Raw genomic sequence first — 25,656 nt, forward strand, 5'->3', positions numbered from 1 at the left:
CGGGGGTCGCCGGTCTGCCAAGCTCGACGGCATGATCACTCGGATCCGCCCGCTCGCCGCGCAGTGGACCACCGTGGTGCCGGTGCTGGCTTTGGTCCTGCTGCTGCTGACCTGGAAGCGTTCGCTGCCGGGCCCGGTGGTGGCGGTGGTGGCCTGCTTCCTGGCCGGGGCGGTGCTCGCGGCGGTCCACCACGCCGAGGTGATCGCGCACCGGGTCGGTGAGCCGTTCGGGTCGCTGGTGCTGGCCGTCGCGGTGACCGTGATCGAGGTCGCCCTGATCGTCACGCTGATGGCCGACGGCGGCGACAAGAGCGCGGGCCTCGCCCGGGACACCGTCTTCGCCGCCGTGATGATCACCTGCAACGGGATCCTCGGGCTGTGCATCCTGGTCGGCGCGCTCAAGCACCGGGTCGCGGTCTTCAACTCCGAGGGCACCGGAGCCGCCTTCGCCACCATCGCGACCCTGGCCACCATGAGCCTGGTGCTGCCGACCTTCACCACCAGCACCCCGGGCCCGCAGTTCAACCCGACCCAGCTGGTCTACGCGGCGAGCGCCTCGATCGTGCTGTACGGCCTGTTCGTCGCCACCCTGACGGTCCGCCACCGCGAGTACTTCCTGCCGGTCACCCCCGCCGGCGACCTGCTCGACCCGGCCGACCACGGCGACCGCCCGACGCAGCGCACCACCCTCGCCTCGGCGGCCCTGCTCGCGGTCGCGCTGACCTCGGTGGTCGGCCTCGCCAAGGGCGTCTCCCCCACCATCGAGCGGGGGGTGGCGGCCGCGGGCCTGCCGGCCGCCGTGGTCGGGGTGGTGATCGCCCTGCTGGTGCTGCTCCCGGAGACCATCGCCGCGGTGCGGGCCGCCTCCCGCGGCCAGGTGCAGACCAGCCTCAACCTGGCGCTCGGCTCGGCCCTGGCCAGCATCGGCCTGACCATCCCGGCCGTCGCGGTCGCCTCGGCCTGGCTGTCCGGCCCGCTGCTGCTGGGCCTCGGGGCCACCCACATGGTGCTGCTCGCGCTGACCGTCGCCGTCGGCACGCTGACCGTCACCCCCCAGCGGGCGACCCCGCTGCAGGGCGGCGTCCACCTGGCGATCCTGGCCGCGTACCTGGTGCTCGCCGTCAGTCCGTGACGGCGGGCACCGGGGCACGGCGGCGCGGGCGGGATGGCGCGGGCTACTCGACGGTGACGCTCTTGGCCAGGTTGCGCGGCTTGTCGACGTCCCGGCCGAGCGCCAGCGCCGCGTAGTAGGCGAGCAGCTGGAGCGGGATGTTGAGCAGCAGCGGGTCGAGCTCGGGCTCGCTCTTGGGCACCACCAGGCAGTGGTCGATCAGCTTGGCCTCGGGGGTGCGGTGGGCGATGGCGAGGATTCGGCCGGAGCGGGCCTTGATCTCGCCGAGGGTGGTGAGGTTCTTGTCCAGCAGCTCGTCGTCGGGCACCAGGGCGACGGTGGGCAGCTCGGGGCTGATCAGTGCGAGCGGGCCGTGCTTGAGCTCGCTGGCGGGGTACGCCTCGGCGTGGACGTAGGAGATCTCCTTGAGCTTCTGCGCGCCTTCCCGGGCGACCGGGTAGCCGCGGGTGCGGCCGATGAACATCATCCCGGCGTTGTCGGCGTACGCGGCGGCCAGCTCGGCGATCTGCTCCTCCTGCTTGAGGATCTCCCGGATGTGGTCGGGGAGGGCCTTGAGCCCGGCGACGATGCGCCGGCCGTCGGCCGGGGAGAGGTCGTGGATCCGGCCGAAGTGCAGGGCCAGCAGCGCGAACGCGATCACGGTGGAGGTGAACGCCTTGGTGGAGGCGACCGAGATCTCCGGACCGGCGTGCAGGTAGATGCCGCCGTCGCACTCGCGGGCGATGGCGCTGCCGACGGTGTTGACGACGCCGAGGACGCGGCCGCCCTTGCGCTTGATCTCCTGGACGGCGGCGAGCGTGTCGTAGGTCTCGCCGGACTGGCTGACCGCGACGTACAGGGTGTCGGCCTCGATCACCGGGTTGCGGTAGCGGAACTCGGAGGCGGGCTCGCTGTGGGCGGGGATCCGGGCCAGCTCCTCGATCAGCTGGGCGCCCATCTCACCGGCGTAGTAGGCGGAGCCGCAGCCGAGGATCTTGACCCGGCGGATCTCGCGCAGCTCGCGGGCGTCCAGGTTGAGGCCGCCGAGGTGGGCGGTGGCGAAGCGCTCGTCGAGGCGGCCGCTGAGGGTGCGCTCGACGGCGGCGGGCTGCTCGTGGATCTCCTTGAGCAGGTAGTGCTGGTAGCCGGCGGTGTCGTAGGAGGCGACCTCCCAGTCCACGGTGGACGGCTGGCGGGTGACGGTGCGGGCGTCCTCGGTGAAGGTGCGGAAGCCGTCGGCGCGGACGGTGGCGAGCTCGCCGTCCTCCAGGTGGACGACCTGGCGGGTGTAGCGGACCAGCGCGGCGACGTCGGAGGCGACGAACATCTCCTTCTCACCGAGGCCGAGCACGATCGGGCTGCCGTTGCGGGCGACCACGATCCGGTCGGGCTGCTGGGAGTCCAGCACGGCGATGCCGTAGGTGCCGACGATCTGGCCCAGCGCGGCACGCACCGCGTCCTCCAGCTCGACGCCCTCGCCGCTGTGCGCGGCGACCAGGTGGGCGAGCACCTCGGTGTCGGTCTCGGAGGTGAAGACCACGCCGTCGGCGGCGAGCAGGGCGCGCAGCTGGTCGGCGTTCTCGATGATGCCGTTGTGGACGACGGCGATCCGCTCGCTGACGTCGGTGTGCGGGTGCGCGTTGGCGTCGCTGGGCACGCCGTGGGTGGCCCAGCGGGTGTGGCCGATGCCGGTGGTGCCCTTGAAGCGGGCGGGTACCGCGGCGGCGAGGTCGGCGACCCGGCCCTTGACCTTGCAGACCTTGAGCGCGTTCTTGGCGGCGACGGCGACGCCGGCCGAGTCGTAGCCGCGGTACTCCAGCCGCTGCAGGCCCTCCAGCAGGAAGGCGGTGGCGTCCTTCGGGCCGATGTAGGCCACAATTCCGCACATTTCGGGCTCCTAGGGTTCTGCTCGACTGCGTCGATGCTCGGGTGCAGTGGATCGGGTGCAGCAGGTCGGGTGGGACCGGCCGGAGGGCTCAGCCGTAGACGATGCGGCGCAGCTGCCGGGCGGACAGCTCGGGTGCCGCGACCCGGCGGACGGCGAGTTCGGCGCCGACCCGGGTGAAGATCTGGTCGTTGGTCAGCCCGCGCGCCTGCAGCTCCCCGTGGCGGCGGCGGACGTACTCCTCGACGGGTTCGGAGAAGTAGGCCAGCACCTCGGCGACCACCCGGGCGGCCTCGCCGGGCCCCAGCGGGGTGATCCGGGTGAGGTGCGCCAGGAGGTCTTCGTGGGGGTGGGGCGAGGCGGACACGAGAAGGGAGCCTAGGCGCCGATCCGGCGTTCACCAAGAATCCTGCCCGAAATCGGGCAGATCTTCAGACATTCAGCAGCTGCACACCCCATTGATCTGTTCACCCACCCGGCGTAACGTCACTGTCCGTACACATCAAACTACCGTCAGGGGATGTGCTGATATGTGCGGGATCACCGGCTGGGTGGCCTTCGACCGTGACCTGACCACCGACACCACGGCCCGCGCCGTCCTGGACGCGATGACCGCGACCATGGCCTGCCGGGGCCCGGACGCCGGCGGCGTCCACCTGACGCCGCACGCCGCGCTCGGCCACCGCAGGCTCGCCGTGATCGACATCGAGGGCGGCACCCAGCCGATGACCGCCGAACAGGACGGCCGCACCCTCGCCGTCCTGACCTACAGCGGCGAGGTCTACAACCACCGCGAGCTGCGCGCCGAACTCGAGGCCGCCGGCCACCGCTTCCGCACCCGCAGCGACACCGAGGTGGTGCTGCGCGCCTACCTCCAGTGGGGCGAGCACTGCGCCGAACGGCTGAACGGGATGTACGCCTTCGCCCTGTGGGACCCCCGCGCCGAGGAGCTGCTGCTGGTCCGCGACCGGATGGGCGTCAAACCGCTGTACTTCCACCGCACCCCCGACGGCGTGCTCTTCGGCTCCGAGCTCAAGGCGCTGCTCGCCCACCCCCAGGTCCGGCCCGAGGTCGACCTGGACGGCCTGCGCGAACTCATCGCCTTCACCAAGACCCCCGGCCACGCCGTCTACCGCGGCATGCGCGAGGTCCTGCCCGGCCACGTGGTGCACGTCCGCCGCGAGGGCCTGACCACCCGCCGGTACTGGTCGCTCGAGGCCCACGAGCACACCGACGACCTGCCCACCACCATCGCGACCGTCCGCGAGCTGCTCACCGACATCGTCCGCCGCCAGCTGATCGCGGACGTCCCGCTGTGCTCGCTGCTCTCCGGCGGCCTCGACTCCAGCGCCGTCACCGCCCTGGCCGCCGCCGCCCTGCGGGAGTCCGGCGCCGGACCGGTCCGCTCCTTCGCCGTCGACTACACCGGCCAGAGCGAGAACTTCCGGGCCGAACCGCTGCGCGCCACCCCCGACGGCCCGTACGCCCGGATGGTCGCCGACCACGTCGGCGCCGACCACCGGGTGGTGGAGCTGGACAGCGCCGCGCTGACCGCCGAACGCACCCGGTCCGAGACGCTGCGCGCGTGGGACTTCCCGATCGGCTTCGGCGACGTGAACACCTCCCTGCTGCTGCTGTTCCGCGCCATCCGCGAGCACTCCACGGTCGCGCTGTCCGGCGAGTCCGCCGACGAGCTCTTCGGCGGCTACCAGTGGTTCCACGTCCCCGAGGTGGTCGCCGCCCCCGCCTTCCCCTGGATCGCCGCACTCGACGTCCTGAACGGCTCCGGCAGCCTCGGCCCCACCGCCCTGCTCTCCCCCGACCTGCTGAAGGCCCTCGACCTGGCCACCTACCGGGCCGACAGCTACCGGCAGGCCCTCGCCGAGGTCGAGCACCTGCCCGGCGCCGACCGGACCGAGCGCCGGATGCGGGAGATCTCGTACCTGCACCTGACCCGCTTCGTCCGGCTGCTGCTGGACCGCAAGGACCGGCTGTCGATGGCCAGCGGCCTGGAGGTCCGGGTGCCGTTCTGCGACCACCGCCTGGTCGAGTACGTCTTCAACGCGCCCTGGTCGATGAAGACCTTCGACGGGCGGGAGAAGAGCCTGCTGCGCGCCGCCGTCCGCGACCTGCTGCCGGAGGCGGTCGCCGACCGGGTCAAGAGCCCGTACCCGGCCACCCAGGACCCCCGCTACCCGCTGGCCCTGCGGCAGGGCCTGGCCGCCCTGACCGACGACGCCGGCGCACCCGTGTTCGGCCTGCTCGACCCGAAGGCGGTCACCGACGCCCTGCGGCCCGGAACCGACCCGCAGGCCAACCGGCAGGGCACCGAACTGGCCCTCGACCTCGACGCCTGGCTGAGGAAGTACCATGTGGCGCTGATGTTGTGAGACGGTGTGCGCGGGGTACCGGGGGACGGGACCGCGCCGACCCGGCCGGCCGTTGGGCCGTTGGGCCGAAACCATCCCGAATGGCCGCCCAGCAGCCGCGATTCCCGGCCCGGGGCGGCCAGGATGGGAGCGCCCGCCGTCCGCGTCCGACCACCGGGGGACCCTGCCATGCACCCGCGAGTATTCGCGATCATCACCGCCGTCCTGCTCGGCGCGCTCGGGCTCGGCGCGGTGGCGCTCACCGACTGGAACCCCTCGGCCCTGCCGGTGGCCTCGGTCGCCGGCCCGGGCCAGGCGGGCGGCAACCCGGCCACCGGCGCGGGGGCGCCGCCCGCGTCCGCGGCCCCCACCGGCGACCCGGCGGTCTGGACCCGCAGCACGCTGCGCAACAAGCTGATGGCCGAGATGGAGGCCACCGACCCCGGCGTGGCCCTGGCCGACCTCGACAAGATCAGCAAGGACAAGCCGTACACCGTGCGGTTCTGCCACCCGATCGCGCACGAGCTCGGCCACGCGGCGGTGCTGCGCTACCAGCAGGACTTCCAGAAGGTCATCTCCTTCCCGCACGAGACCTGCGCGGCCGGCTACCTGCACGGCGCCGTCGAGGAGATGCTGGCCAACTCCAAGACCCCCGAGCAGGACATCCTCACCCTCTGCGCGCCCAAGAACACCGGCCCCTGCATCCACGGCATCGGCCACGGCATCATGTTCGTCACCAAGCAGGACATCCCGGCCGCCCGCGCGCTGTGCAACAAGTTCCCCACCGACAGCCGCCGGATCACCTGCTCCGAGGGCGTCTTCATGCAGCTCTTCGCCCCCGACGAGGAGGACGAGAAGGCCAAGGCCAACCTCCCGGCCGACCAGCTCGCCAAGGAACCCCTCTACCCCTGCCCGGAACAGCCCGCCCTGTTCCAGTCGGCCTGCTTCTTCTACGCGCCGACCTTCTACCTCAGCTCGCACGACTACGCCAACCACCCCGAGGCCTTCGCCGACGCCCTCAAGTGGTGCCTCAACGCCAAGGCCAGCGGCGGCGCCAACGACTGCAGCCGCGGCGTCGGCTCCCGCACCATGAAGTACAACCTGGACCGCGAGGACTGGGCGGCCAACCAGTGCGCCACCGCCGCCGACGCCTGGCAGCGGCAGGCCTGCGCCCAGGGCCTGGTCAGCTACTACACCGTCAACTACACCGACGCCGGCGCAGCCGGCCGGCTCTGCGCGAAGATCACCAACAAGGAGATCGCGGGCTACTGCCGCACGGCGGGCGGGCTGTCCAACACGCTTGATTAAGGCTCGGCTCGCCGCCGGGCGCTCTCGGTCCGACGCCGACACTCGGCGGGCGCTGCGACCCCTCCTCCGTCGGGGCCTTGGCCCTTCTCGCTTTCGGCGTCGGCGCGCCCTTTGGCTCGCTCGCGGGCGCGGGGCCGGGGTTCGGGAGCGGGTGCGGGCGTGGGCCCCGGGGCGGAGGGGTGGGCCGGGGTTCGGGAGCCGGTGCAGGCGTGGGGCCCCGGGGCGGAGGGGAGGGCCGGGGTTCGGAAGCCCGGTGCGGGGGGCGGGCCTGGGTCCGGGTACGGGTGCGGGCGGGGCGTACGATCGTGGCGAGCCGGGTGCGCCGAGGAAGTCGCGCCGCCATTGCACCCTGATGGAGCACCACCGTGAGCGACGACTTCCGCAGTGCCGCCCGTACCGCCGCCGAGCTGGTCTCCGACTACCTCGACGCGCTGCCGGACCGCCCCGTCTGGCAGCCGATGGACCCGGCAGACCGGCAGGCACTGCTGGAGCTGGAACTGCCCGAGCACGGCACCGGCCTCACCGACCTGCTCGGCGTGATCGGCGAGCAGGTGATGCCCGCGCCGATGGGCAACGGCAGCCCCCGCTTCTTCGGCTGGGTGAACTCCGCCCCGCAGCCCGCCGGCGTGCTCGCCACCCTCGCGGCCTCCGCCATGAACCCCAGCTCGGCCGGCGGCGACCACGCCGACGTCCACCTGGAGCGGGCCGTGGTCCGCTGGATCGCCGAACTGGTCGGCTTCCCGCACCCGCCCGGCGGCGGCATCCTGACCTCCGGCACCTCGATGGCCACCATCCTGTGCGTGGCCGCCGCCCGGCAGCGGGCCGCCCGCCGGATCGGCCACGACCTGCGCGAGGACGGCCTGACCGGGCTGCCGCCGATGGTCGGCTACGTCACCGGCGAGACCCACTCCTGCGTCCGCAAGGCCGCCGAACTGCTCGGCCTCGGCAGCCGGCACCTGCGGACCGTCGCCACCGACCACGAGGGCCGGCTGGACACCGCCGCCCTGCGGGCCGCCGTCGCCGAGGACCGCGCGGCCGGCCGCCTGCCGTTCCTGGTGGTCGCCTCGGCCGGCACCGTCGGCACCGGGGCCGTCGACCCGTTCCACCCGATCGCCGACCTGTGCGCCGAGGAGGACCTCTGGCTGCACGTCGACGGCGCGTACGGGGCCTTCGGCGTGCTGGACCCGGCCGTCGCGCACCGCTACGCGGGCATGGACCGCGCCGACTCGCTCGCCCTCGACCCGCACAAGTGGCTCGGCGTACCGGTCGACTGCGGCTGCGCCCTGGTCCGCGACACCGAGGCGCTGCGGTCCACCTTCAGCCTGGTGCCGTCCTACCTGCGCGACGACTCGGCGGGCGAGCTCGGCTGGTTCTCCGAGTACGGCATGGAGCAGACCCGCCCGTTCCGCTCGCTGAAGGTCTGGGCGACCATCGCGCACCGCGGCCGGGCCGGCATCAGCGCCGACGTCGCCCGCTGCACCGCGCTGGCCCGCCGCCTCGGCGCCCTGGTCGAGGCCGACCCGGAGCTCGAACTGCTGGCCCCGGTGGAGACCTCCATCGTGGCGTTCCGCCACCGGCCCGCCGGACTCACCGAGCAGGAACTCGACGCGCTCAACGCGCGCCTGCCCGCCGCCGTCCAGCAGCGCGGGCGGGTCTTCGTCACGGGAGCCCTGCTGGGCGGGCGGGAGATGCTCCGGGCCTGCCTTCTCAACGCCGCCACCACCGAGGACGACCTGCGGCTGCTGCTCGCCGAAGTGCGGTCCGCCGGAGCCGAACTGACGGACCGTCCGGTGACCGGCTGACCACTCTCGGCCACCGGGCACCGATTCAAGGACATTAACCGACAGGTCACGGGGGATTCGTGATCGTGAAACACCGGCGCGACACCATGACGGCATGGACGTTTCCTCGCACACCCAGCCCTCCGCCCCCTCCCGCGCACAGCGCCGCGGCGCCCGCCGGCACGGCTGGCGCAGAGACACCGTCGAGCTGGCGGCGGTGTTCGTCGCCGTCGCCGCGGCCGACCTGGTGGCCAACGTCGTGGTGCACGGCCACGACGGCCCGGTGCTGCTCGCCGTCTCGGCCGCCGCACTGCTCGCCACGGCGCTGTTCCACAGCTGGTGGGCGCACCGGCACCCGCACGGGCCGCCCGCGCCCGACACCCCGGCGCCGCCCGGCGGGGCCGAGGTGACCGGCCCGCTGGACGCGTACCGGGCCAGCACGCTCTGGCGGATCCGCGCCACCGTCGAGGACTCCCCCGGCAGCCTGGCGCGGATCTGCACCGCCCTGGCCGGGCACGGGGTCAACATCGTCTCCATGCAGGCGCACCCGCTGCCCACCGGCACCGTCGACGAGTTCTTCGTCCGGGCCCCGCAGCCCCTCGGCCGGGCCGAGCTCACCGCCGCCGTGGCCGCGGCCGGCGGGCACGACATCTGGACCGACCGGGCCGACGCCCACGACCTGGTGGACGGGCCGACCCACGTCCTCGCGCTCGCCACCCGGACCGCCCTGGACGCGGCGGAGCTGCCGGTCGCGCTGCGCCAGCTGTTCGGCCGGTGCACGATCCGGCAGTACCCGGCGCTCGGCGCGGCCACCCCGGCCGGCGTGGCCGGCCACGTGATGCGGCTGCCGGTACCCGGCGGTGACCTGATCGAACTCACCCGGCCGCACCTTCCCTTCACCCCGACCGAGTTCGCCCGCGCCCAGGCCCTGGTCGAGCTGGACAGCCTGCTCGGCCCCCGGGTGCCCAAGGTCGAGGCCCGGCTCACCCTGCCCGCCGGGGCCGACCTCACCGTCCGCCGGGCCGAACCGGCCGACAAGGCCGCGGCCCTCGAGATGCACCACCGCTGCTCCCCGGACACCCTGCGCAAGCGCTACCACGGGCCGGTCCGGGACGCCGACCGCTACCTCGACCACCTGCTCGACCCGCGCCACGGGCAGACCCTGGCGGTGGAGACCCAGGACGGCCGGATCGTCGCGCTCGCGCACCTGCTCTGGGACGACGAGGGGGCGGAGGTCGCCCTGCTGGTCGAGGACGACTGGCAGCGGCGCGGCCTCGGCGTCGACCTGCTCCGCCGGATGGCCGCGCTGGCGCTGGAGGCGGGCGTGCCCACCGTGTACGCCGTCACCCACGCCTCCAACGGCGGGCTGATCGCCACCATGCGGCGGCTGTCCGCCCCCCTCGACTACCAGGTCGAGGACGGCACCCTGGTCATCACGGCCCACCTCTCCGAGGCCACCGAGCAGCTCCCCACCCCCTGGCCCACCCGCCCCCGCCGCTGACCTTCGGCGGGGCCCGAGCGCCCCGGGAAGGGGGCACCTCTCCTGCCCACCCTTCGCGCGGTTCCCCGTGCCCCCGCGAGATGCCCCCGGCTCCGGCCCGGCACCTCCGAGGGGCGCGGGGAACCGCGCGAGGAACCGTCCACCGGCCCCCGGAAGCGTTCGGAACGGCACTCGCGGCAGGCCGCACCGGGTCCGGGGATCATCCCGGCCGTGCGGAGTGGGTAGGCTGGCCCCGTCCCCACCGCCCGACGGTCACTGCTCGACCCGGGTGGTGCCGCAGCAAGGAGGAACCACTGAGCATGCCAGGCACCGATTCGGAAGCCACGGGCGCGCGCGACGCCTCGCTGCCCGCCCGCGCCAAGATCGCCGTGACGGCCGGCCGGATGGCCGCTGCCCTCTCCCAGAAGGCGGGCCGCGGCAGTGGCTCGGTGATCGGCGGCAAGGTAGCCCTCAAGCTGGACCCCGACCTCCTCGCCACCCTCGCCGAGAACCTCGACGTGGTCCTGGTCAGCGCGACCAACGGCAAGACCACCACCACCCGGCTGATCGCCGAGGCGCTGCGCGCCGCCGGCCCGGTCGTCTCCAACGCGCTCGGCGCCAACATGCCGGCCGGCATCACGGCCGCGCTGGCCGGCGGCGGCGAGGCGAAGTTCGGTGTGATCGAGGTCGACGAGAAGTACCTGCCGATGGTCGCCCGGGACACCCGTCCCAAGGCCATAGCGCTGCTGAACCTCTCCCGCGACCAGCTGGACCGCGCCGCCGAGACCCGGATGATGGCCGAGAAGTGGCGCGAGGGCCTGAAGGACACCGACGCGGTGATCATCGCGAACGCGGACGACCCGCTGGTGACCTGGGCCGCCTCCTCCTGCAAGAAGGTGGTCTGGGTGGCCGCCGGACAGGCGTGGAAGGAGGACGCCTGGTCCTGCCCGTCCTGCGGCGGTGTGATGCAGCGGCCCGGCGACGACTGGTTCTGCCAGGAGTGCGGCTTCCGCCGTCCCAACCCGCACTGGGCGCTGCAGGGCACCCACGTCATCGACCCGCACCGCGGCGCCTGGCCGATCACGCTCCAGCTGCCCGGGCGCGCCAACCTGGCCAACGCGACCAGCTCGGCCGCGGTGGCCGCGGTGTTCGGCGTCGCCCCGCAGGTCGCGCTGCAGCGGATGCAGTCGGTCGCCGCGGTGGCCGGCCGCTACGACGTGGTCTCCTACCTCGGCCGCGACGTCCGGCTGCTGCTGGCCAAGAACCCGGCCGGCTGGCTGGAGACGTTCTCGCTGATCGACGGCCCGCCCGCCCCGGTGGTGCTGTCGGTGAACGCGCTGGACGCGGACGGCACCGACACCTCGTGGCTGTGGGACGTGGACTACGAGCGCCTGTCCGGCCACCCGATCTTCGTGATGGGCCAGCGCAAGCTGGACCTGGCCGTCCGGCTGGAGGTCGCGGGTCTGCAGTTCCAGGTCGTGGAGTCGCTGGAGGAGGCCGTCCGGGTCGCCCCGGCCGGCCGGATCGAGGCCATCGCGAACTACACCGCGTTCCAGCAGCTGCGGAAGGCGGTGGCGAGCTGATGTCCGTCCCCTCCTACCAGAACCCCGGTTTCGGTTCGGCCCCGCAGTACGGGTCCCAGCAGCAGGGAAGGCCTTCCAGGATGAGCGAGAGCAGCCTGCGGGTGGTCTGGGTCTACCCGGACCTCCTGAGCACCTACGGCGACCGCGGCAACGCCCTGGTCGTCGAGCGCCGGGCCCGCCAGCGCGGCCTCGGGGTCACCCGGATCGACGTGCGCTCCGACCAGTCGGTGCCCACCAGCGGTGACATCTACCTGATCGGCGGCGGCGAGGACCGGCCGCAGCGGCTGGCGGCCGAACGGCTGCGCAACGACGGCGGCCTGCAGCGGGCGGCCGAGAACGGCGCGATCATCTTCTCGGTGTGCGCCGGGTACCAGATCCTCGGCCGGGAGTTCATCAACGACCTCGGTGAGCGCGAGGCGGGCCTCGGCCTGCTGGACGTGTGGACCACCCGCGGCGAGGGCGCCCGGTGCGTCGGCGACGTGCTGGCCTCCGTGGACCCGCAGCTCGGCCTGCCGCAGCTGACCGGTTTCGAGAACCACCAGGGCGTCACCCACCTCGGCCAGGGCGTCAAGCCGCTCGCCTCGGTGCAGGTCGGCCGGGGCAACGGCACCGGCGACGGCACCGAGGGCGCCTGGCGGGACACCGTGTTCGGCACCTACCTGCACGGTCCGGTGCTGGCCCGCAACCCCGCCGTCGCCGACATGCTGATCAAGCTGGCGCTGGACGTGAACGCGCTCCCGCCGGCCGACACCACGTGGTACGACGCGCTGCGCGCGGAGCGGATCGCCGCCACCGGCCGCCCGGCCTAGGCCTCGCCGGGGCCCGCCCCGCAGCCCGCCGAGGTCCCGGCCCGCGCCGGGACCTCGGCCGCACCGACCGGGAGAGGACCAGCATCCGGTCCACCCGTGCCCTAGTGGCCGTCGGCATAACAGAATAGGTAGCGCTGGACGCACACCCTCCTCGGCGTCCAGCCGCAGTTTCGCGCGGAGGCGTCGACGATGCCGCTCCCGCGCCGGTGCCTGCTCGGCCGGAGGCAGGAACCGTATGCTGTGCTGAATGGTCGATTTCGGGACCTGATGTCCGAAATCGCCCGACCGCGGTGGCGACACCGAGGTGGTCGTCCGGCCGTCCGGTTACTCCCCCAGCCTGGCGGCTGGGGGTGCCCCCTGGGGAGTTGCAAAGCAATGCGTATTGGTGTCCTGACCAGCGGCGGTGACTGCCCCGGCCTGAACGCCGTGATCCGATCCGTGGTCCACCGGGGGGTGGTCGACCACGGCGACGAGATCATCGGTTTCCAGGACGGCTGGCGGGGTCTCCTCGAAGGCGCCCACCGTCCGCTGACCCTCGACTCGGTGAGCGGCATCCTCGCCCAGGGCGGCACGATACTGGGTTCGTCGCGGGTCCAGCCGAGCCACCTGCGCGACGGTGTGGAGCGCGCCAAGCGGTACTGCGCGGACCTCGGCATCGACGCGGTCATCCCGATCGGCGGCGAGGGCACCCTCAAGGCCGCGAAGCTGATGAGCGACGGCGGCCTGCCGGTGGTCGGCGTGCCGAAGACCATCGACAACGACATCGCCTGCACCGACGTGACCTTCGGCTTCGACACCGCCGTCTCGGTGGCCACCGACGCGCTGGACCGGCTGAAGACCACCGCCGAGTCGCACCAGCGGGTCATGGTGGTCGAGGTGATGGGCCGTCACACCGGCTGGATCGCGCTCAACGCCGGCATGGCGGCCGGTGCCCACGCGATCGTGGTGCCGGAGCGGCCGTTCCACATCGACAAGCTCACCGAGGTGGTGCGCGAGCGGTTCGAGCGCGGCAAGAAGTTCGCCATCGTGGTCTGCGCCGAGGGTGCCAAGCCCGAGCCCGGCACCATGCACTGGGAGGAGGGCACCCGGGACATCTACGGGCACGAGCGGTTCACCGGGATCGCCACCCAGCTCTCCGGCGAGCTGGAGCACCGGCTCGGCAAGGAGGCCCGCCCGGTGATCCTCGGCCACACCCAGCGCGGCGGCACGCCCACCGCGTACGACCGGGTGCTGGCCACCCGGTTCGGCTGGCACGCCGTGGAGGCCGCCCACAAGGGTGCGTTCGGGCACATCACGGCGCTGCAGGGCACCGAGATCAGGCTGGTCCCGCTGGGCGAGGCCGTCGCCGAGCTGAAGACCGTCCCGGCCGAGCGCTACGTCGAGGCCGAGACCGTCATCTGATCCACCGTCCGACCGGGCCCCCGGCCGCGCACCCGCGGCCGGGGGCCCGTCGTCGTTCCCCGGCCGCGGGCTACTCCGCGGCCTCCTGGTGCCCGTCGTGCAGGCCGCCGTCGCCGCCCTGGCCGGCGGTGTCCTCGGGTGCCACCGGCACGGACAGCGGGGAGAGGTCCCAGGCGTACGCGCCGACCGAGTCGGCGATGGCGGCGATGTTCACCGCGAAGACCTTCCGGTCCAGGTTGGCGAGGGTGTCGCAGGCCTGGTGGTAGCAGTGGTCGTAGGCCACCCCGGCGACGCCGCCGTAGCGGGCCGCCTGGGCGTCGGTCTTGATGCCCTCGGCCCCGGTGAAGGTGCCGCCGGAGGGGATGCCGGCGTCGATGAACGGGCCGTAGTCGGAGCGGCCGGTGAAGTCGCTGCCCTCGTGGGCGAGGTGGCGGCGGTCCAGGTAGCCGTTGAGCCGCCGCTCCAGCTGGGCGGAGCCGGCCGGGCCGGGGCCGGAGCCGACGTGGTCGGAGTCGTCGCCGTCGTAGACGAAGCGCACCGGGTTGGGCGAGGCGATCATGTCGAAGTTGAGGTACAGCTTGATCTTCGCGCGGTCCGCCTCGGACAGCGAGGCGACGTACTTCTCCGAGCCGACCAGGCCGAACTCCTCGGCCGACCACCAGATGAACCGCACCTTGTTGCCGACCTGGTGGCCCGCCAGCTGCTCGGCCACCTCCAGGATGCCCGCCGAGCCGGACCCGTTGTCGTTGATGCCGGGCCCGGCGAGGACGGAGTCCAGGTGGGCGCCGACCACCACGGTGTTGCGGTCGTCGCCGCCGCGGGTCTCGGCGATCACGTTCCAGGTGTGGCGGGTCTCGTGGAAGGTCCGGATCTCCAGGGCGAGGGTCACCGGGCCCGCCGCGGCCCGCGCGGCCAGCGCCCGGCCGGCGTCCCGGGTGATCCCGCCGGTCGGGATGCGGGCGACGGCCGGGTCCCCGAGGGTGCCGTTGACCGGGCCGTCGGCGTTGTTGTACACGAGCGCGCCGACCGCGCCGGCGGCCGCCGCGGCGGCCTGCTTGACCGCGAAGGTGCACCCGCCGCGCTGGATCAGCGCGATCTTCCCGGTGAAGGCGCCGGGCGCGTAGTCGCCGTCCTCGCAGCCGCTGGTGGCGTCCTCGGGCACGGCCGCGAGCTGCGCGGTGAGCCCGCCCGCCGGGGTGCTCGCCGAGTACGTCATGGCCGAGACCGCGACCTCCTCGGCGGCGGGCGCGACCACCGCGAGGTGCTCGGCCAGGGTCTGCGCGAAGACGTAGTCGAACTCGTGCCGGGAGACCTTCAGCCCGGCCCGGCGGGCCCGGTCGGCGACGTACTCGGCCGACTCCCGGTGGCCCGGGGAGCCCGCCACCCGGGTGCCGCCGTTGCGGTCGGCGATCCGCTGCAGGGCCTTCAGGGTCCGGTAGGCGTCGTCCGCGTCGCTGCTGCGGACCAGTTCCCGGGCCAGCCGCTCGCCCCGGTCGGCCCGGGAGGCGGTGGCGGACGCCGGTGCGGCGGCGGCCAGCAGCAGCGGGGCGGTCAGCGCGGCGGCGGCGAGCGCCGCTCGCGCGGCCCTGCGGTGTCGTCGGTTCAAGACGTGTCCTTCCGGCGGTCCGTGACGGTGCGTCGGGTGACGCGAGGACGGGGAGGCGCTGGAGGGAAACTACCGGCAAAGAGATGGCATGGACATCCCCATGACACGGCCATGGGGACGATTTCACGCCGCTGCCGTCCGGCGTCGCCCCGGGCGCGATCCCGGGGCGGCGCCGAGGCGGACCGGCCGGGCTCAGCCCTGGTAGACCCGGGCCGCCGCGATCGGCCGCTCGCTCACGGGGTGCGCCACCGTGGAGTTGACGCCCCAGCGGTACCCGGCGAACAGCTTGGTCGTGGCGTCCGCGTAGAAGACCAGATGCCCGTAGCCGACGCCGTTGTACTCCTTCCAGCCCGGCGTCTCACCCGGACGCTCCTCGATCCGGGTGTCGGGGAACGCCCGGTAGAGGGCCTCCGCGCCCGCCGAGGCGGCCGGATTGCCGTGCGGGTTGCTGGTGCAGTCGATGACCTCGAAGACGTACGGCACCACACCCGCACCCACCCTGGCGTCCGCCGACGAGGCCAAGGTGCCCTTGCGCTCCCTGATCATCACGATGTGCCCGGTGTACGGGGTGGTGGTGGCGTCCTCGTCGTAGTCGAAGGCCACGAAGTCGCCCGGACGCAGGTTCACCGGCTTGGTGACGGCGGTGAAGTGCGGGATCGCGGCCGCGTCGGCGAAGCCCGCCCGGAACTTCTCCGCGGTCGGGAAGAGCTTGCCGGGCTCGGTGCCGAAGTAGTCGCGGAAGTACTGCTTCGTCGCCCAGCGGGCCGGGTCCTGCTCCTCGGCCGCCGAGCGCGGCCCGTAGGTGCGCTCCAGCACCAGCGAGACGAACGAGGAGCACTGCGCCAGCACCCGGAACTGTTCCGGGTGGCCGGGCTCGCCCCACACCGCGGCGGAGTTGTCGTCCGGGAACTGCCCGGCCAGCTTGTAGCGGTTGGCCTCGGTGCCCCAGGGCAGCGTGCGCAGGTACTCGACCAGGGTCTCGGCCTCGATCTGGTGCGGCGGCTTGACCTGGTACGGGCTGGGCGGCGGGACCTCGGCGGCGGCCGCGCGGGCGGCCGGCGCGGCGGCCAGCAGCGCGGCGCCGGCCGTACCGGCGGTACCGGCCATCAGGGCCCTGCGGGTGAGGCGGTGTTCGGACATGGCGGATCCCCCGTGGTGGAACTGTCGGACTGTCATTCGAGCGATCATGATCCTAGAGACTTGATCACCCGTCCGGCCGGCATTCCGGCGGATCGGCCCGGCCCGCCGCCCCTGGCTGCCGCGACCCGTGGCGGGCCGCCGCGCAGAGAGGGCGGCGGCCCGTCGGAGGTCAGTGCTTGCGGTGGGTGCGGCGCCTGCGGACCAGCAGGACGGCGCCGCCGCCGGCGGCGATGAGCGCCGCCCCGATGATGCCCGCGCCGGTGGCACCGCCGCCGGTGGAGGCGAGCACGCCGTCGCCGGCCCGGGTTCCCGGCGCCGTGCCGTCGGGGACGGGGGCGAAGGTGGAGCCGATGACGGTGTGGTCGTCCGACTGGTCGGGGCCGGCCGAGGCCGTCGGCGTCGGGGAGTGCGAGGGCTTCGCCGTGGCGGTGGCCGGGCCCGTGGGGCTGGGCGCCGGGGTGGTGGGCGTACCGGTCGGCGGGGTGCCGGCGTCGTCGCCGAACTGGATGCGGACATCCGCACCGGCGGCGGTGGCCCCGGTGACGCTGACCGACAGGTGCGCGGAGGTGTCGACGAGCGGGGCACCGCCGGTGGTGAACGAGCCGGCGGCGGTCTTGTCGTCGTGCTTGACGTTGCTGATCATGATCGCGCGGTCGTAGTGCCCGCCCGGGACCTGGTAGACGTCCACGCCCTGGGCGACGTCGCGGTCCGCGGTGGCCGCGTCGGGCGTGCGGTACTCGACCACGAGGCGGTCCCCGCCGGTCCCCAGCGGGAGGTCGACGGCGCGCACGCCGGCCGTCCCGGGTGCGTGCAGCGGGGTGAGGTGGACGGAGGCGGTGGCCGAGGGCGTGGTGACCTGCTGGGCGGTGAGCCACTTCAGGGACAGCAGCTCCGGCGCGGTCAGGCCCTTCTTCTCGCCGCCCGCGCCCATGGGGGTCCGGCGGCTGTAGCCGTCCGCGGTGCAGGCCGTGAAGGTGCCGGCCGGGCACAGGTGCCGTTCCTGGTGGGCGAAGCCGAGGTTGTGGCCGGCCTCGTGGACGATGGCCGCCCGGTCGCCGACGGCCCCCTCGTGGAACCAGGTCTTGGGGCCCGGCATGGAGCCCAGGCCCCACCACTCGCTGCAGAACTTGGTGTTCATCACGACCGAGATGTGGTCGTACGTCACATCGGGGATGGCCTTGCGGGCGAGGTCCGCCATCTTCCCGGTGTCGCAGGCCGCGGAGTCGTCCATGTCGATGGTGAACGGCCCGAAGACGCCGTCGCCCTTGGCGGGAACGATGCTCAGCCGTCCGCCGGAGTTGTCGGCGTAGTAGGACGCGAGCGAGTCTGTGGCCCCGAAGAAGTTCCGTACCGCCTGGTCGTGGGCCTTCTGCGGGTCGGCCAGCGCGAGGTTGCGAAAGTTGACGAGCACCACGGCGCGATGATCGACGGTCTGCGGGGCCGGGTCGGCGGACGCCGGTGCGGCGAGCAGGCCGAGGGTCGCGGCGGCGGCGCCGGTGGCGGCGATGCGGCGCCGGTTCCTGCTCGGACGGTGGTCGGCCACTGTGCGTTCTCCTTCTGGGTGGTCGGTCGGTGCGGGGACCTGGCCGGCGGCAGCGCGCCCCGGACCGTGGGTTCCTGAGTGGGAGACCGGGCCGGCGCACGGGCGACCCGCGACTTTGCCAAGTCTTTACCCGGTGGGTTTTCCGCGTTGCCCCGAGCCGGCCGTGCGTGCGCGGATGAGCCCGCCCACCCGGCGCCCGTCCGGCGCCCGCACCGCACGACGCTCCGGTCCACCCGGGTCCGCGGCAGAGCGCCCGTTGCCGCGCAGGTCGGCGGGCATGGCACACTTGCGCGCTATCCGGTCGGCGCGGCTCGTCCTCGCGCGGCGGACGTGGCCGTCGGCCCGGACCGACCGGGCCTCGGCGAGCAGACAGGAGCGGGCGTTGCGCGTACTGGCGACGGACACCCGGACGGATTTGACCGAGCTGACCGATGCGCAGCTGGCCGTCCTGCTGCGCGAGCCCGCGTCCCCGGCGGGGCCGACCGTCCGCGACGTGATGGGCGAGGTGTTCGCCCGTCACCACCCGGCCGTGCTCGCCTACGCCCGCACCTGCTGCCGGGACGCCGCCACCGCGCACGATCTCGCGGCCGAGGCCTTCGCCCGCACCTACCGTTCGGTCGTCTCCGGGGCCGGACCGCAGCACGCCTGGCGCGCCTACCTGCTGACCTGCGTCCGCCGCACCGCCGTGGACTGGGCGCGCGAGGGCGCGCGCACCCAGCTGTCGGACGACTTCGAGTCCTGGGCCGACTCCCAGCCCGCAGGCCACGACGCGGAGGGGGCCGTGCTCGCCGCCGAGGAGGTGTCGCTCGTCCTGCGCGCCTACCGGTCGCTGCCCGAACGCTGGCAGGCCGTGCTGTGGCACGCGGTCGTCGAGCACGAGGCCGCCGATGCGACCGCCCGGCGCCTCGGCATCACCGCCGGCGGCGTCGGCTCCCTGGTCGCCCGCGCCCGCGAGGGCCTGCGCGAGGCCTATCTGCGGGCCCACCTCGACCAGACCGCCGACGAGGAGTGCCGGCACTTCGGCGCGCTGATCGCCGCCTCCGTCCGCCGGCCGGACAAGCGCGTCGCCCGCGACCTCGACCGCCACCTCCGGTCCTGCGCCGACTGCGCGCGGGCCAGCCGCGACCTGCGGGACCTCAACGGCCGCCTCGGCGCCCTCCTGCCCGCGGGGATCCTGCTCTGGCACCCCGTCAGCCTCTGGCCGTCGACGGCGGGGCACGGCGCGCACCTGGTCGCCGCGAAGTTCGGGATCGCCCGCCGGCTGGCCACCGCGAAGGCGGCGTGGACGGCGGCGGCCGTCACGGGTGCGACCGTCGCCGCCGTCGCCATCGCACCGAGCCTGTCGCACCCGCCCCACCCGGCCACGGCCCCGACCGCCGCCCCGGTGCGGGAGCCCGCGGGCCAGGACCCGGCCGTCCCGGCCACGCCCGCCGCCGCCTTCGCCCTGCCGCCGGCGGCGCGGTCCTCCGCCACCCCCTCCGCCGCACCCTCCCCGTCCGCTCCCCCGGGCTCGTCCGCCGCGTCGCCGTCGTCGCCCGCGGGCTCGCGGGCCATGGTCAACGCCATGACCGGCCTGTGCGCCCAGGCGGACCCCGGCGGCGCGAGCACTCAGCGCGACTGCGACGGGAGCGCCGGCCAGACCTGGATCCTGCTTCCCGCCGGCGGCAACTTCCGCATCAAGAACCTCGGCACCGGCCGCTGCCTGGGCACCGGGGGCAGTACGGCCGACGGCGCACCCCTGGTCCAGGAGGACTGCGCGGCCTCCGGCGCGGACCAGGTCTGGACGCTGTGCGACAACGGCATGGTGGTCAACACCGCCAGCGGCCTGCTCCTCGGCCTGAAGCACTGGCCCAAGGCCGACCACCCGGGGTCCGGCGATCAGCTGACGCAGAGTCAGAACTACTACGACAGCCAGGCGTTCCGCTGGCAGCAGCGTCCGCCGGGCGCCTGAGTGCCGGGCCCGTGCGCCGGCCGGGGCACGCGGGTCACCCGCCCTGGCCGGCGCTTCCGATCGGGCCGATCTTCACCGGGGATCCGCTGCCGTCGGTGACGGGCAGCGAGCCGGCGCCCGGCCAGGGCAGGGTGACCGGGTGGGTCTCGTCCGGCGGGGTCACCACCAGACCGGTGATCCGGACGCCGGAGCCGCCCGAGGTGTTGGCCGGGTAACTGATGCCGAAGTACGTCGACTTGCCGGTCTTCACGACGCCCGCGACGACCGGCTCGCCGGAGCGCTTCGCGGACAGCGTGCCCGCGGAGGTCTTCAGGTCCACGCCCGCGTATCCGGAGAGCGTGCAGTCCTTGCCGCTGTGGTTCTTCAGCTCGACCACGACGGTCTTCTCGGCGTCTCCCGTGATGGTGCGATCGGCGGCGGTGATGGTCAGGTCCGAGGTCGTGCACCTGGTGCTCTGCCCGCCCCCGGCGGCGCCGGCCGGCGCGGTGGCGGGCGAGGTGCCGCCCTTCCCCGGAGCACCGGAAGCCGGACCGCCCGCAGCCGGACCGCCCGAGGCCGGCCCGCTGCCGGCGGAGGCGCCGGCGGACGTGGCCGCGGCGGCGGTCGGGGCGGCTTGCGCGGTGCCCGAACCGTCGTCCTGGCAGGCGCTGAGCGAGAGGGCCGCGCAGGCGGCCAGGGCGGCGAAGGCGAACTTGCGGACGGGCACGGTGTTTTCCTCCGGTGAGCTGGCGGCACCCGCTGCTCGGTGCGAGCGGGATTCCGAAACCCAGGACCACCCGCCCGGACGAACCGTTCCGCCCGGGCCACCGTCGGGACAGTGCTGTGACATGTACGGCTGGAAACCGTCCGCACCGACCGCGAACCGGCCACCCGCCCGCCGGAGGACCGCGACGGCGAGGTCGCCCGAGCGGCCGGGCGGGTCCGTCGGCCGGGCCGGTCAGTCCAGGTGGGCCTGGAGGTCGGCGATCCGGTGGGTGGCGAGGGCGAAGGAGGCGGGGTCGAGGCGGCCGGAGGTGAGCGCGTCGGCGAGGGCGGTGGTGGCGTCGCGGCCCTGGGCGGGGTCGCCGGAGGAGCAGAGCAGCAGGTCGACGCCGGCCGTGGCGGCGGCCACCGCGCGGTGGCCGGTGTCGCCGAAGTCCCGTAGTGCGCCCGCCTCCAGGGCGTCGGAGAGGGTGACGCCGCGGAAGCCGAGCCGGCCGCGCAGCTCCTGGCGGACCACGGCGGGCGACAGGCCGGCCGGCCGGTCGGCGTCCAGGGCCGGGTAGACGGCCCAGGACAGCATCACCAGGCGCACCCCGGCGGCGACGGCGGCCCGGTACGGCGCCTCGTCGACGGTCCGCAGGGTGGCCCGGTCGACCGGCAGGGTGACCGGTGCCAGGTCGGTGTTCTCGGCGGTGGCCGCGGCGCCCAGGCCCGGGAAGTGCTTGGCGGTGGCGGCGACGCCGGTGCGCTGCTGGGTGGTGACGAAGGTGCTGCCGAGTTCGGCGACCGCCTGCGGGTCGCTGCTGAAGGAGCGTTCCTTGCGGTCGATGAAGTTGCCGGGCGTCCGGTAGACGTCCAGGACCGGGGCGAGGTTGACGTTGAGTGCGAGGCCCGCGAGGTTCTCCCCGGCGCCGCTCCCGGCCGCGGCCGCCGCGGCCCGCGGGTCGGCGGAGGAGCCGACCGCCCGCGCGGACAGCTCGGGCGCGCCGGGCACCCGCCGCACCGGGCCGCCCTCCTGATCGGTCATCAGCAGCAGCGGTGTCCGGACGCCGCTGGTGCGCCGCGCCTCGCGCAGCTGCCGGACGGCCGATCCGAACTGGCGGGCGTCCGCGTAGTTGTCCTTGAAGAAGATGACGCCCGCGGCCCGGCCGCCGCGGATCTCCGCCAGCAGGTCCTCCGGCGGGGTGAGGCCCTGGTAGGAGTAGATCACCCGCTGTCCGGCGAGCTGTCGCGCCGTCGGCCCGGCGGGCGGGCTCGGTGCGGCTGCGGCGGCAACCGCGACCAGCAGCAGCGCCAGCGCGGTGACGGTCCATCGGGTGGGTACGGGTGCGCGCACGGACCTCTCCTTCGTACCCCCCGTCGACCCGGCCACCCTACGGCGGACCCGCGGCGGCGCCGGGTGCGACGCGCCCCGCCGTACGGGTGCGACACGCCCGGCCGTACGGCGTGCCCGCCGGGCGGGCGGGACCGGATGGCGCAGGCTCGCGGGCATGCGCCGACTGTCCCGACGGGCCGCCCTCGCCGCGGCCGCCCTGGCCCTGCTGCTGCCCGCGGCGACCGCCGCCGCACGGGCCGAGGAGCCCGGTCCGCCGGTGGAGGTGGTGGACGGGCTCGGTTTCGACGCCTGTTCCGCGCCGCCGCTGGCGACGATGCGGACGTGGTGGGACGACTCGCCGTACGAGGCGGTCGGGATCTATCTCAGCGGCAGTCAACGGGCTTGCAAGCAGCCGGAGTTGACGGCCGACTGGGTGCGGGAGGTGCAGGCGATGGGGTGGCGGCTGATCCCGACCCACGTCGGCCGGCAGGCTCCCTGCAACGTGAGTGCCGGCAAACCCGCGAAGTTCGACCCGGCCCGCGCCCGGGAGCAGGGCCGGCAGGAGGCCGACGAGGCGGTGGCGGCGCTGGCCGCACTCGGCCTGGGCGAGGGCAGCCCGGTCTACCTGGACATCGAGGCGTACGCCCCGGGGGCGGACCCGGCCTGCGGCGCCACCGTGGCGGACGCGGCCGCCGGCTGGACCGAGGAGCTCCACCGGGCGGGCTACCTGTCCGGCCTCTACTCCAGTCTCGACTCCGGCGTCCGCGACCTGGCGGCCGCCGCCCGGGCCGGTCGCTCCCCGATGCCGGACGCCCTCTGGTACGCGCGCTGGGACGGCTGCCAGGACACCGGCGGCAGCGGCGGCCTGCCCGACGACCTGTGGGCCGGTCATCGGCGGATCCACCAGTACGCGGGCGATGTGCGGGAGACCTGGGGCGGGGTGTCCCTGAGCATCGACCGCAGCCGGGTCGACGGCCCGGTGGCGGTCGCCGCCGGGCCGTCGGACGAGTGGAGCGGGCAGTCCGGGACGGGCGGCCGGTCCGGGAGGAGCGGGCTGTCCGGGAGGAGCGGCGGCCGGTGAACCGGCCGGCGGTGCTCAGCCCTCGGTCGAGCGGGCCCAGAGGTTGAGGCCGGCGTCGGTGGCGTACCGGTCGATCTCGGCGATCTCGTCGTCGCCGAGCGCGGGCCCCTGGAGGGCGGCCACGTTGGCCTCCAGCTGGGCGACCGAGGAGGCGCCGATCAGGGCGGAGGTCATCCGGGGGTCGCGCAGCAGCCAGGTGAGGGCCAGCTGGGCCAGGGACTGGCCGCGGCGGGCGGCGATGTCGTTCAGGGCCCGCAGCTTGTGCAGCGTCTCCTCGGTGATCGCCCCGGGGTCGAGCGACTTGCCCTGGGCGGCCCGCGAGTCGGCGGGGATGCCGGAGAGGTAGCGGTCGGTCAGGATGCCCTGGGCGAGCGGCGCGAAGCCGATGCAGCCCGCGCCCTCGGCCTCCAGCACGTCGAGCAGCCCGTCGTCCTCGATCCACCGGTTGAGCATCGAGTACGACGGCTGGTGGATCAGCAGCGGAACCCCGAGGCCGCGCAGGATGTCCGCCGCCTCCTTGGTCTTCTCGGCGTTGTACGAGGAGATGCCCGCGTACAGCGCCTTGCCCTGCTGGACCGCGGACGCGAGCGCGCCCATGGTCTCCTCCAGCGGGGTGCGCGGGTCGAAGCGGTGGGAGTAGAAGATGTCGACGTACTCCAGGCCCATCCGGCGCAGCGACTGGTCGAGGCTGGCTGTCAGGTACTTGCGCGAGCCCCACTCGCCGTACGGGCCGGGCCACATGTCGTAGCCGGCCTTGGTGGAGATCACCAGTTCGTCGCGGTACGGGTGCAGGTCGGCGGCCAGGTGGCGGCCGAAGTTGGCCTCGGCGGAGCCGTACGGCGGGCCGTAGTTGTTGGCCAGGTCGAAGTGGGTGATGCCGAGGTCGAAGGCCCGGCGCAGGATCGCGCGCTGGGTCTCGAGGCCGCGGTCGTCGCCGAAGTTGTGCCACAGGCCGAGCGAGATCTCCGGCAGGTCCAGGCCGCTGCGGCCGCTGCGGCGGTAGCGCATGGAGCCGTCGTAGCGCTCTTCGGCGGCCCGGTACGGGGCGGTGGTCATCAAGGCCTCCAGACGAGATTTGTTTCGAGCAAGAACAATATCGGACCGGACATTCCGCCCCGACACGGGAGTCCACCACGGCCGCGCGGCCCGCTCCACCGGACTCGCCGGGCAGCCGCAGGCCGGACCCTTGACGTTCTGACATTCTGTGCAAACATTGTCAGCATGTCGGACGACGAGAAGGTCACCCTGATCCTGGACGCGGCCTACGCCTGCTTCGCCCGCCACGGCGTACGGCGCACCACTATGGAGGACATCGCCCGCGAGGCGGGGATGTCGCGCCCGTCGGTGTACCAGTACGTGCGCAACAAGGAGGACGCCTTCCGCCGGCTCGCCGGGCAACTGCTCGACCGGGCCCTCGCCGAGTCCCGCGCCGCGGCGGCCCGGCCCGCCGACGACCCCGCCGACCGGCTCGCCGCCGCGCTGGCCGGCAAGCTCGGGCTGGTCCAGCGGATGTGGCAGGACAGCCCGGCGCACGCCGCCGAGCTGCTCGGCGTCGACGCCCGGCTGTCCGCCGAGCTGATCACCGCCTACGAGGCGGCCATGCGCGAGCTGCTCGCCGACCTCGCCCCGGCCGGCCTCTCCCGAGCCGCGGCGGTCGAGCTGGCCGAACTCCTGCTCGCCTTCACCCGCGGCCTGGAGGCCGACCTCACCGACCCCGACGCACCGGCCCGCCGGCTGCGCCAGGGCGTGCGCCTGATGGTCACCGGCCTCGCCCACTCCCCCACCACCTCCCTGGAGCCGTCATGACCACCGCAGTCCTGATCACCGGTACCTCCTCCGGCATCGGCCGGGCGACCGCCGAGCGCCTCCTGCAACGCCGCGACCTCACCGTCTGGGCCACCGCCCGCAGCACCGACTCGATCGCCGACCTGGCCGCGGCCGGCGCCCGGGTGCTGCCGCTGGACGTCACCGACGAGCAGTCGATGGCCGCCGCCGTCCGGGCCGTCGAGGCCGAGCACGGCGTGGTCGGCGCGCTGGTCAACAACGCCGGGTACGGCGAGTACGGCACCATCGAGGAGACCGACCTGGACGGCGTCCGCCGCCAGTTCGAGACCAACGTCTTCGGGCTGGCCCGGATGACCCAGCTGGTGCTGCCCGCCATGCGCGCGGCCGGCCACGGCCGGATCGTCAACGTCGGCTCGATGGGCGGCCGGATCGTCTTCCCGGCCGGCGGCTACTACCACGCCAGCAAGTACGCGGTGGAGGCACTCACCGACGCCCTGCGGTTCGAGGCGGCGCCGTTCGGGATCAAGGTCAGCCTGATCGAGCCCGGCCTGATCCGCACCCGGTTCGGCGACACCGCCGCCCGTACCCTCGCCGGCTCGGCGCCCGCGGCCGGACCGTACACCGCCCTCAACACCACCGCCGACCAGCAGATGGCCGACGGCTACCGCAACGCCCTGCTCTCGGCGCCGCCGGAGACCGTCGCCAAGGTGATCGAGCAGGCCGTCCGCCCCCCCCCCCCCCCCCCCCCCCCCCCCCCCCGCCCCCCCCCCCCACCACCCCCCCCCCCCCCCCCCCCTCTCCCCCCC

General features: G+C 74.2%; 20 protein-coding genes. 12 read left to right on the forward strand and 8 right to left on the reverse strand.

Annotated features, from left to right (window positions below; translation table 11 throughout):
• Window positions 1-31: 31 nt before the first annotated feature.
• On the forward strand, window positions 32-1,132 hold the full coding sequence (locus AC2TEW_RS35900; protein WP_484622056.1) for a calcium:cation antiporter: 1,101 nt from the start codon (window positions 32-34) through the stop codon (window positions 1,130-1,132).
• Between the two features lie 43 nt (window positions 1,133-1,175).
• On the opposite strand, the gene glmS is transcribed toward AC2TEW_RS35900, so the two are convergent.
• A complete protein-coding gene (gene glmS / locus AC2TEW_RS35905; RefSeq protein ID WP_484627450.1) occupies window positions 1,176-2,999 on the reverse strand; it encodes a glutamine--fructose-6-phosphate transaminase (isomerizing) in 1,824 nt (607 codons plus the stop codon).
• A gap of 88 nt (window positions 3,000-3,087) precedes the next feature.
• Entirely contained in the window at window positions 3,088-3,363 is a 276-nt protein-coding gene (locus AC2TEW_RS35910) for a hypothetical protein (RefSeq protein ID WP_033818515.1), read from the reverse strand.
• A 163-nt stretch (window positions 3,364-3,526) separates the two neighbouring features.
• Here AC2TEW_RS35910 and asnB point away from each other — a divergent pair, with 163 nt between their 5' ends.
• The 7 genes from asnB (at window position 3,527) to AC2TEW_RS35945 (ending at window position 13,727) form a co-directional block, all read left to right on the forward strand.
• The gene (gene asnB, locus AC2TEW_RS35915; RefSeq protein ID WP_484627451.1) at window positions 3,527-5,386 is read left to right on the forward strand and encodes an asparagine synthase (glutamine-hydrolyzing); all 1,860 of its coding nucleotides are present in this window, start codon (window positions 3,527-3,529) and stop codon (window positions 5,384-5,386) included.
• A gap of 168 nt (window positions 5,387-5,554) precedes the next feature.
• Window positions 5,555-6,673, forward strand: coding sequence for a hypothetical protein (locus AC2TEW_RS35920; protein WP_484627452.1), 1,119 nt, complete (start codon window positions 5,555-5,557; stop codon window positions 6,671-6,673).
• Window positions 6,674-7,038: 365 nt separating this feature from the next.
• Window positions 7,039-8,475 (forward strand): pyridoxal phosphate-dependent decarboxylase family protein, encoded by a 1,437-nt coding sequence (locus AC2TEW_RS35925; protein WP_484627453.1) that lies wholly within the window; start codon window positions 7,039-7,041, stop codon window positions 8,473-8,475.
• Window positions 8,476-8,569: 94 nt separating this feature from the next.
• On the forward strand, window positions 8,570-9,955 hold the full coding sequence (locus AC2TEW_RS35930) for a GNAT family N-acetyltransferase (protein WP_484627454.1): 1,386 nt from the start codon (window positions 8,570-8,572) through the stop codon (window positions 9,953-9,955).
• 299 nt (window positions 9,956-10,254) lie between these two features.
• Entirely contained in the window at window positions 10,255-11,517 is a 1,263-nt protein-coding gene (locus AC2TEW_RS35935; RefSeq protein WP_484627455.1) for a Mur ligase family protein, read from the forward strand.
• 80 nt (window positions 11,518-11,597) lie between these two features.
• Window positions 11,598-12,326, forward strand: coding sequence for a type 1 glutamine amidotransferase (locus AC2TEW_RS35940; RefSeq protein ID WP_484627456.1), 729 nt, complete (start codon window positions 11,598-11,600; stop codon window positions 12,324-12,326).
• Between the two features lie 375 nt (window positions 12,327-12,701).
• The gene (locus AC2TEW_RS35945; protein ID WP_033825147.1) at window positions 12,702-13,727 is read left to right on the forward strand and encodes a 6-phosphofructokinase; all 1,026 of its coding nucleotides are present in this window, start codon (window positions 12,702-12,704) and stop codon (window positions 13,725-13,727) included.
• 70 nt (window positions 13,728-13,797) lie between these two features.
• Here the strand turns inward: AC2TEW_RS35945 and AC2TEW_RS35950 are convergent, their stop codons facing one another.
• From AC2TEW_RS35950 to AC2TEW_RS35960, 3 genes are all read right to left on the reverse strand, one after another.
• Window positions 13,798-15,333 carry a M28 family metallopeptidase gene (locus tag AC2TEW_RS35950; protein ID WP_484627457.1) on the reverse strand — a complete coding sequence of 512 codons (1,536 nt, stop codon included), beginning with the start codon at window positions 15,331-15,333 and terminating at the stop codon, window positions 13,798-13,800.
• A gap of 192 nt (window positions 15,334-15,525) precedes the next feature.
• The gene (locus AC2TEW_RS35955; RefSeq protein ID WP_484627458.1) at window positions 15,526-16,473 is read right to left on the reverse strand and encodes a hypothetical protein; all 948 of its coding nucleotides are present in this window, start codon (window positions 16,471-16,473) and stop codon (window positions 15,526-15,528) included.
• A 169-nt stretch (window positions 16,474-16,642) separates the two neighbouring features.
• Window positions 16,643-18,016 (reverse strand): metallopeptidase domain-containing protein, encoded by a 1,374-nt coding sequence (locus tag AC2TEW_RS35960; protein ID WP_484627459.1) that lies wholly within the window; start codon window positions 18,014-18,016, stop codon window positions 16,643-16,645.
• 382 nt (window positions 18,017-18,398) lie between these two features.
• Between AC2TEW_RS35960 and AC2TEW_RS35965 the strand changes: the two genes are divergently transcribed.
• Window positions 18,399-19,967, forward strand: coding sequence for a sigma-70 family RNA polymerase sigma factor (locus AC2TEW_RS35965; RefSeq protein ID WP_484627460.1), 1,569 nt, complete (start codon window positions 18,399-18,401; stop codon window positions 19,965-19,967).
• Between the two features lie 34 nt (window positions 19,968-20,001).
• Here the strand turns inward: AC2TEW_RS35965 and AC2TEW_RS35970 are convergent, their stop codons facing one another.
• On the reverse strand, window positions 20,002-20,673 hold the full coding sequence (locus tag AC2TEW_RS35970) for a DUF4232 domain-containing protein (protein WP_484627461.1): 672 nt from the start codon (window positions 20,671-20,673) through the stop codon (window positions 20,002-20,004).
• Window positions 20,674-20,904: 231 nt separating this feature from the next.
• A complete protein-coding gene (locus AC2TEW_RS35975) occupies window positions 20,905-22,005 on the reverse strand; it encodes a glycoside hydrolase family 3 N-terminal domain-containing protein (protein ID WP_484627462.1) in 1,101 nt (366 codons plus the stop codon).
• Window positions 22,006-22,159: 154 nt separating this feature from the next.
• Here AC2TEW_RS35975 and AC2TEW_RS35980 point away from each other — a divergent pair, with 154 nt between their 5' ends.
• Window positions 22,160-23,065 carry a glycoside hydrolase domain-containing protein gene (locus tag AC2TEW_RS35980; RefSeq protein ID WP_484627463.1) on the forward strand — a complete coding sequence of 302 codons (906 nt, stop codon included), beginning with the start codon at window positions 22,160-22,162 and terminating at the stop codon, window positions 23,063-23,065.
• A 15-nt stretch (window positions 23,066-23,080) separates the two neighbouring features.
• Here the strand turns inward: AC2TEW_RS35980 and mgrA are convergent, their stop codons facing one another.
• Complete coding sequence (gene mgrA / locus AC2TEW_RS35985) at window positions 23,081-24,121, reverse strand: L-glyceraldehyde 3-phosphate reductase (protein ID WP_484627464.1); 1,041 nt, start codon at window positions 24,119-24,121, stop codon at window positions 23,081-23,083.
• 165 nt (window positions 24,122-24,286) lie between these two features.
• Between mgrA and AC2TEW_RS35990 the strand changes: the two genes are divergently transcribed.
• Together AC2TEW_RS35990 and AC2TEW_RS35995 are read left to right on the forward strand one after the other, a co-directional pair.
• The gene (locus AC2TEW_RS35990) at window positions 24,287-24,871 is read left to right on the forward strand and encodes a TetR/AcrR family transcriptional regulator (RefSeq protein ID WP_484627465.1); all 585 of its coding nucleotides are present in this window, start codon (window positions 24,287-24,289) and stop codon (window positions 24,869-24,871) included.
• On the forward strand, window positions 24,868-25,656 hold a 789-nt coding region (locus AC2TEW_RS35995), incomplete at its 3' end, for an SDR family NAD(P)-dependent oxidoreductase (RefSeq protein ID WP_484627466.1). The genes AC2TEW_RS35990 and AC2TEW_RS35995, both read left to right, overlap by 4 nt.

This window comes from Kitasatospora sp. NEAU-CNBT7, from assembly GCF_057220535.1.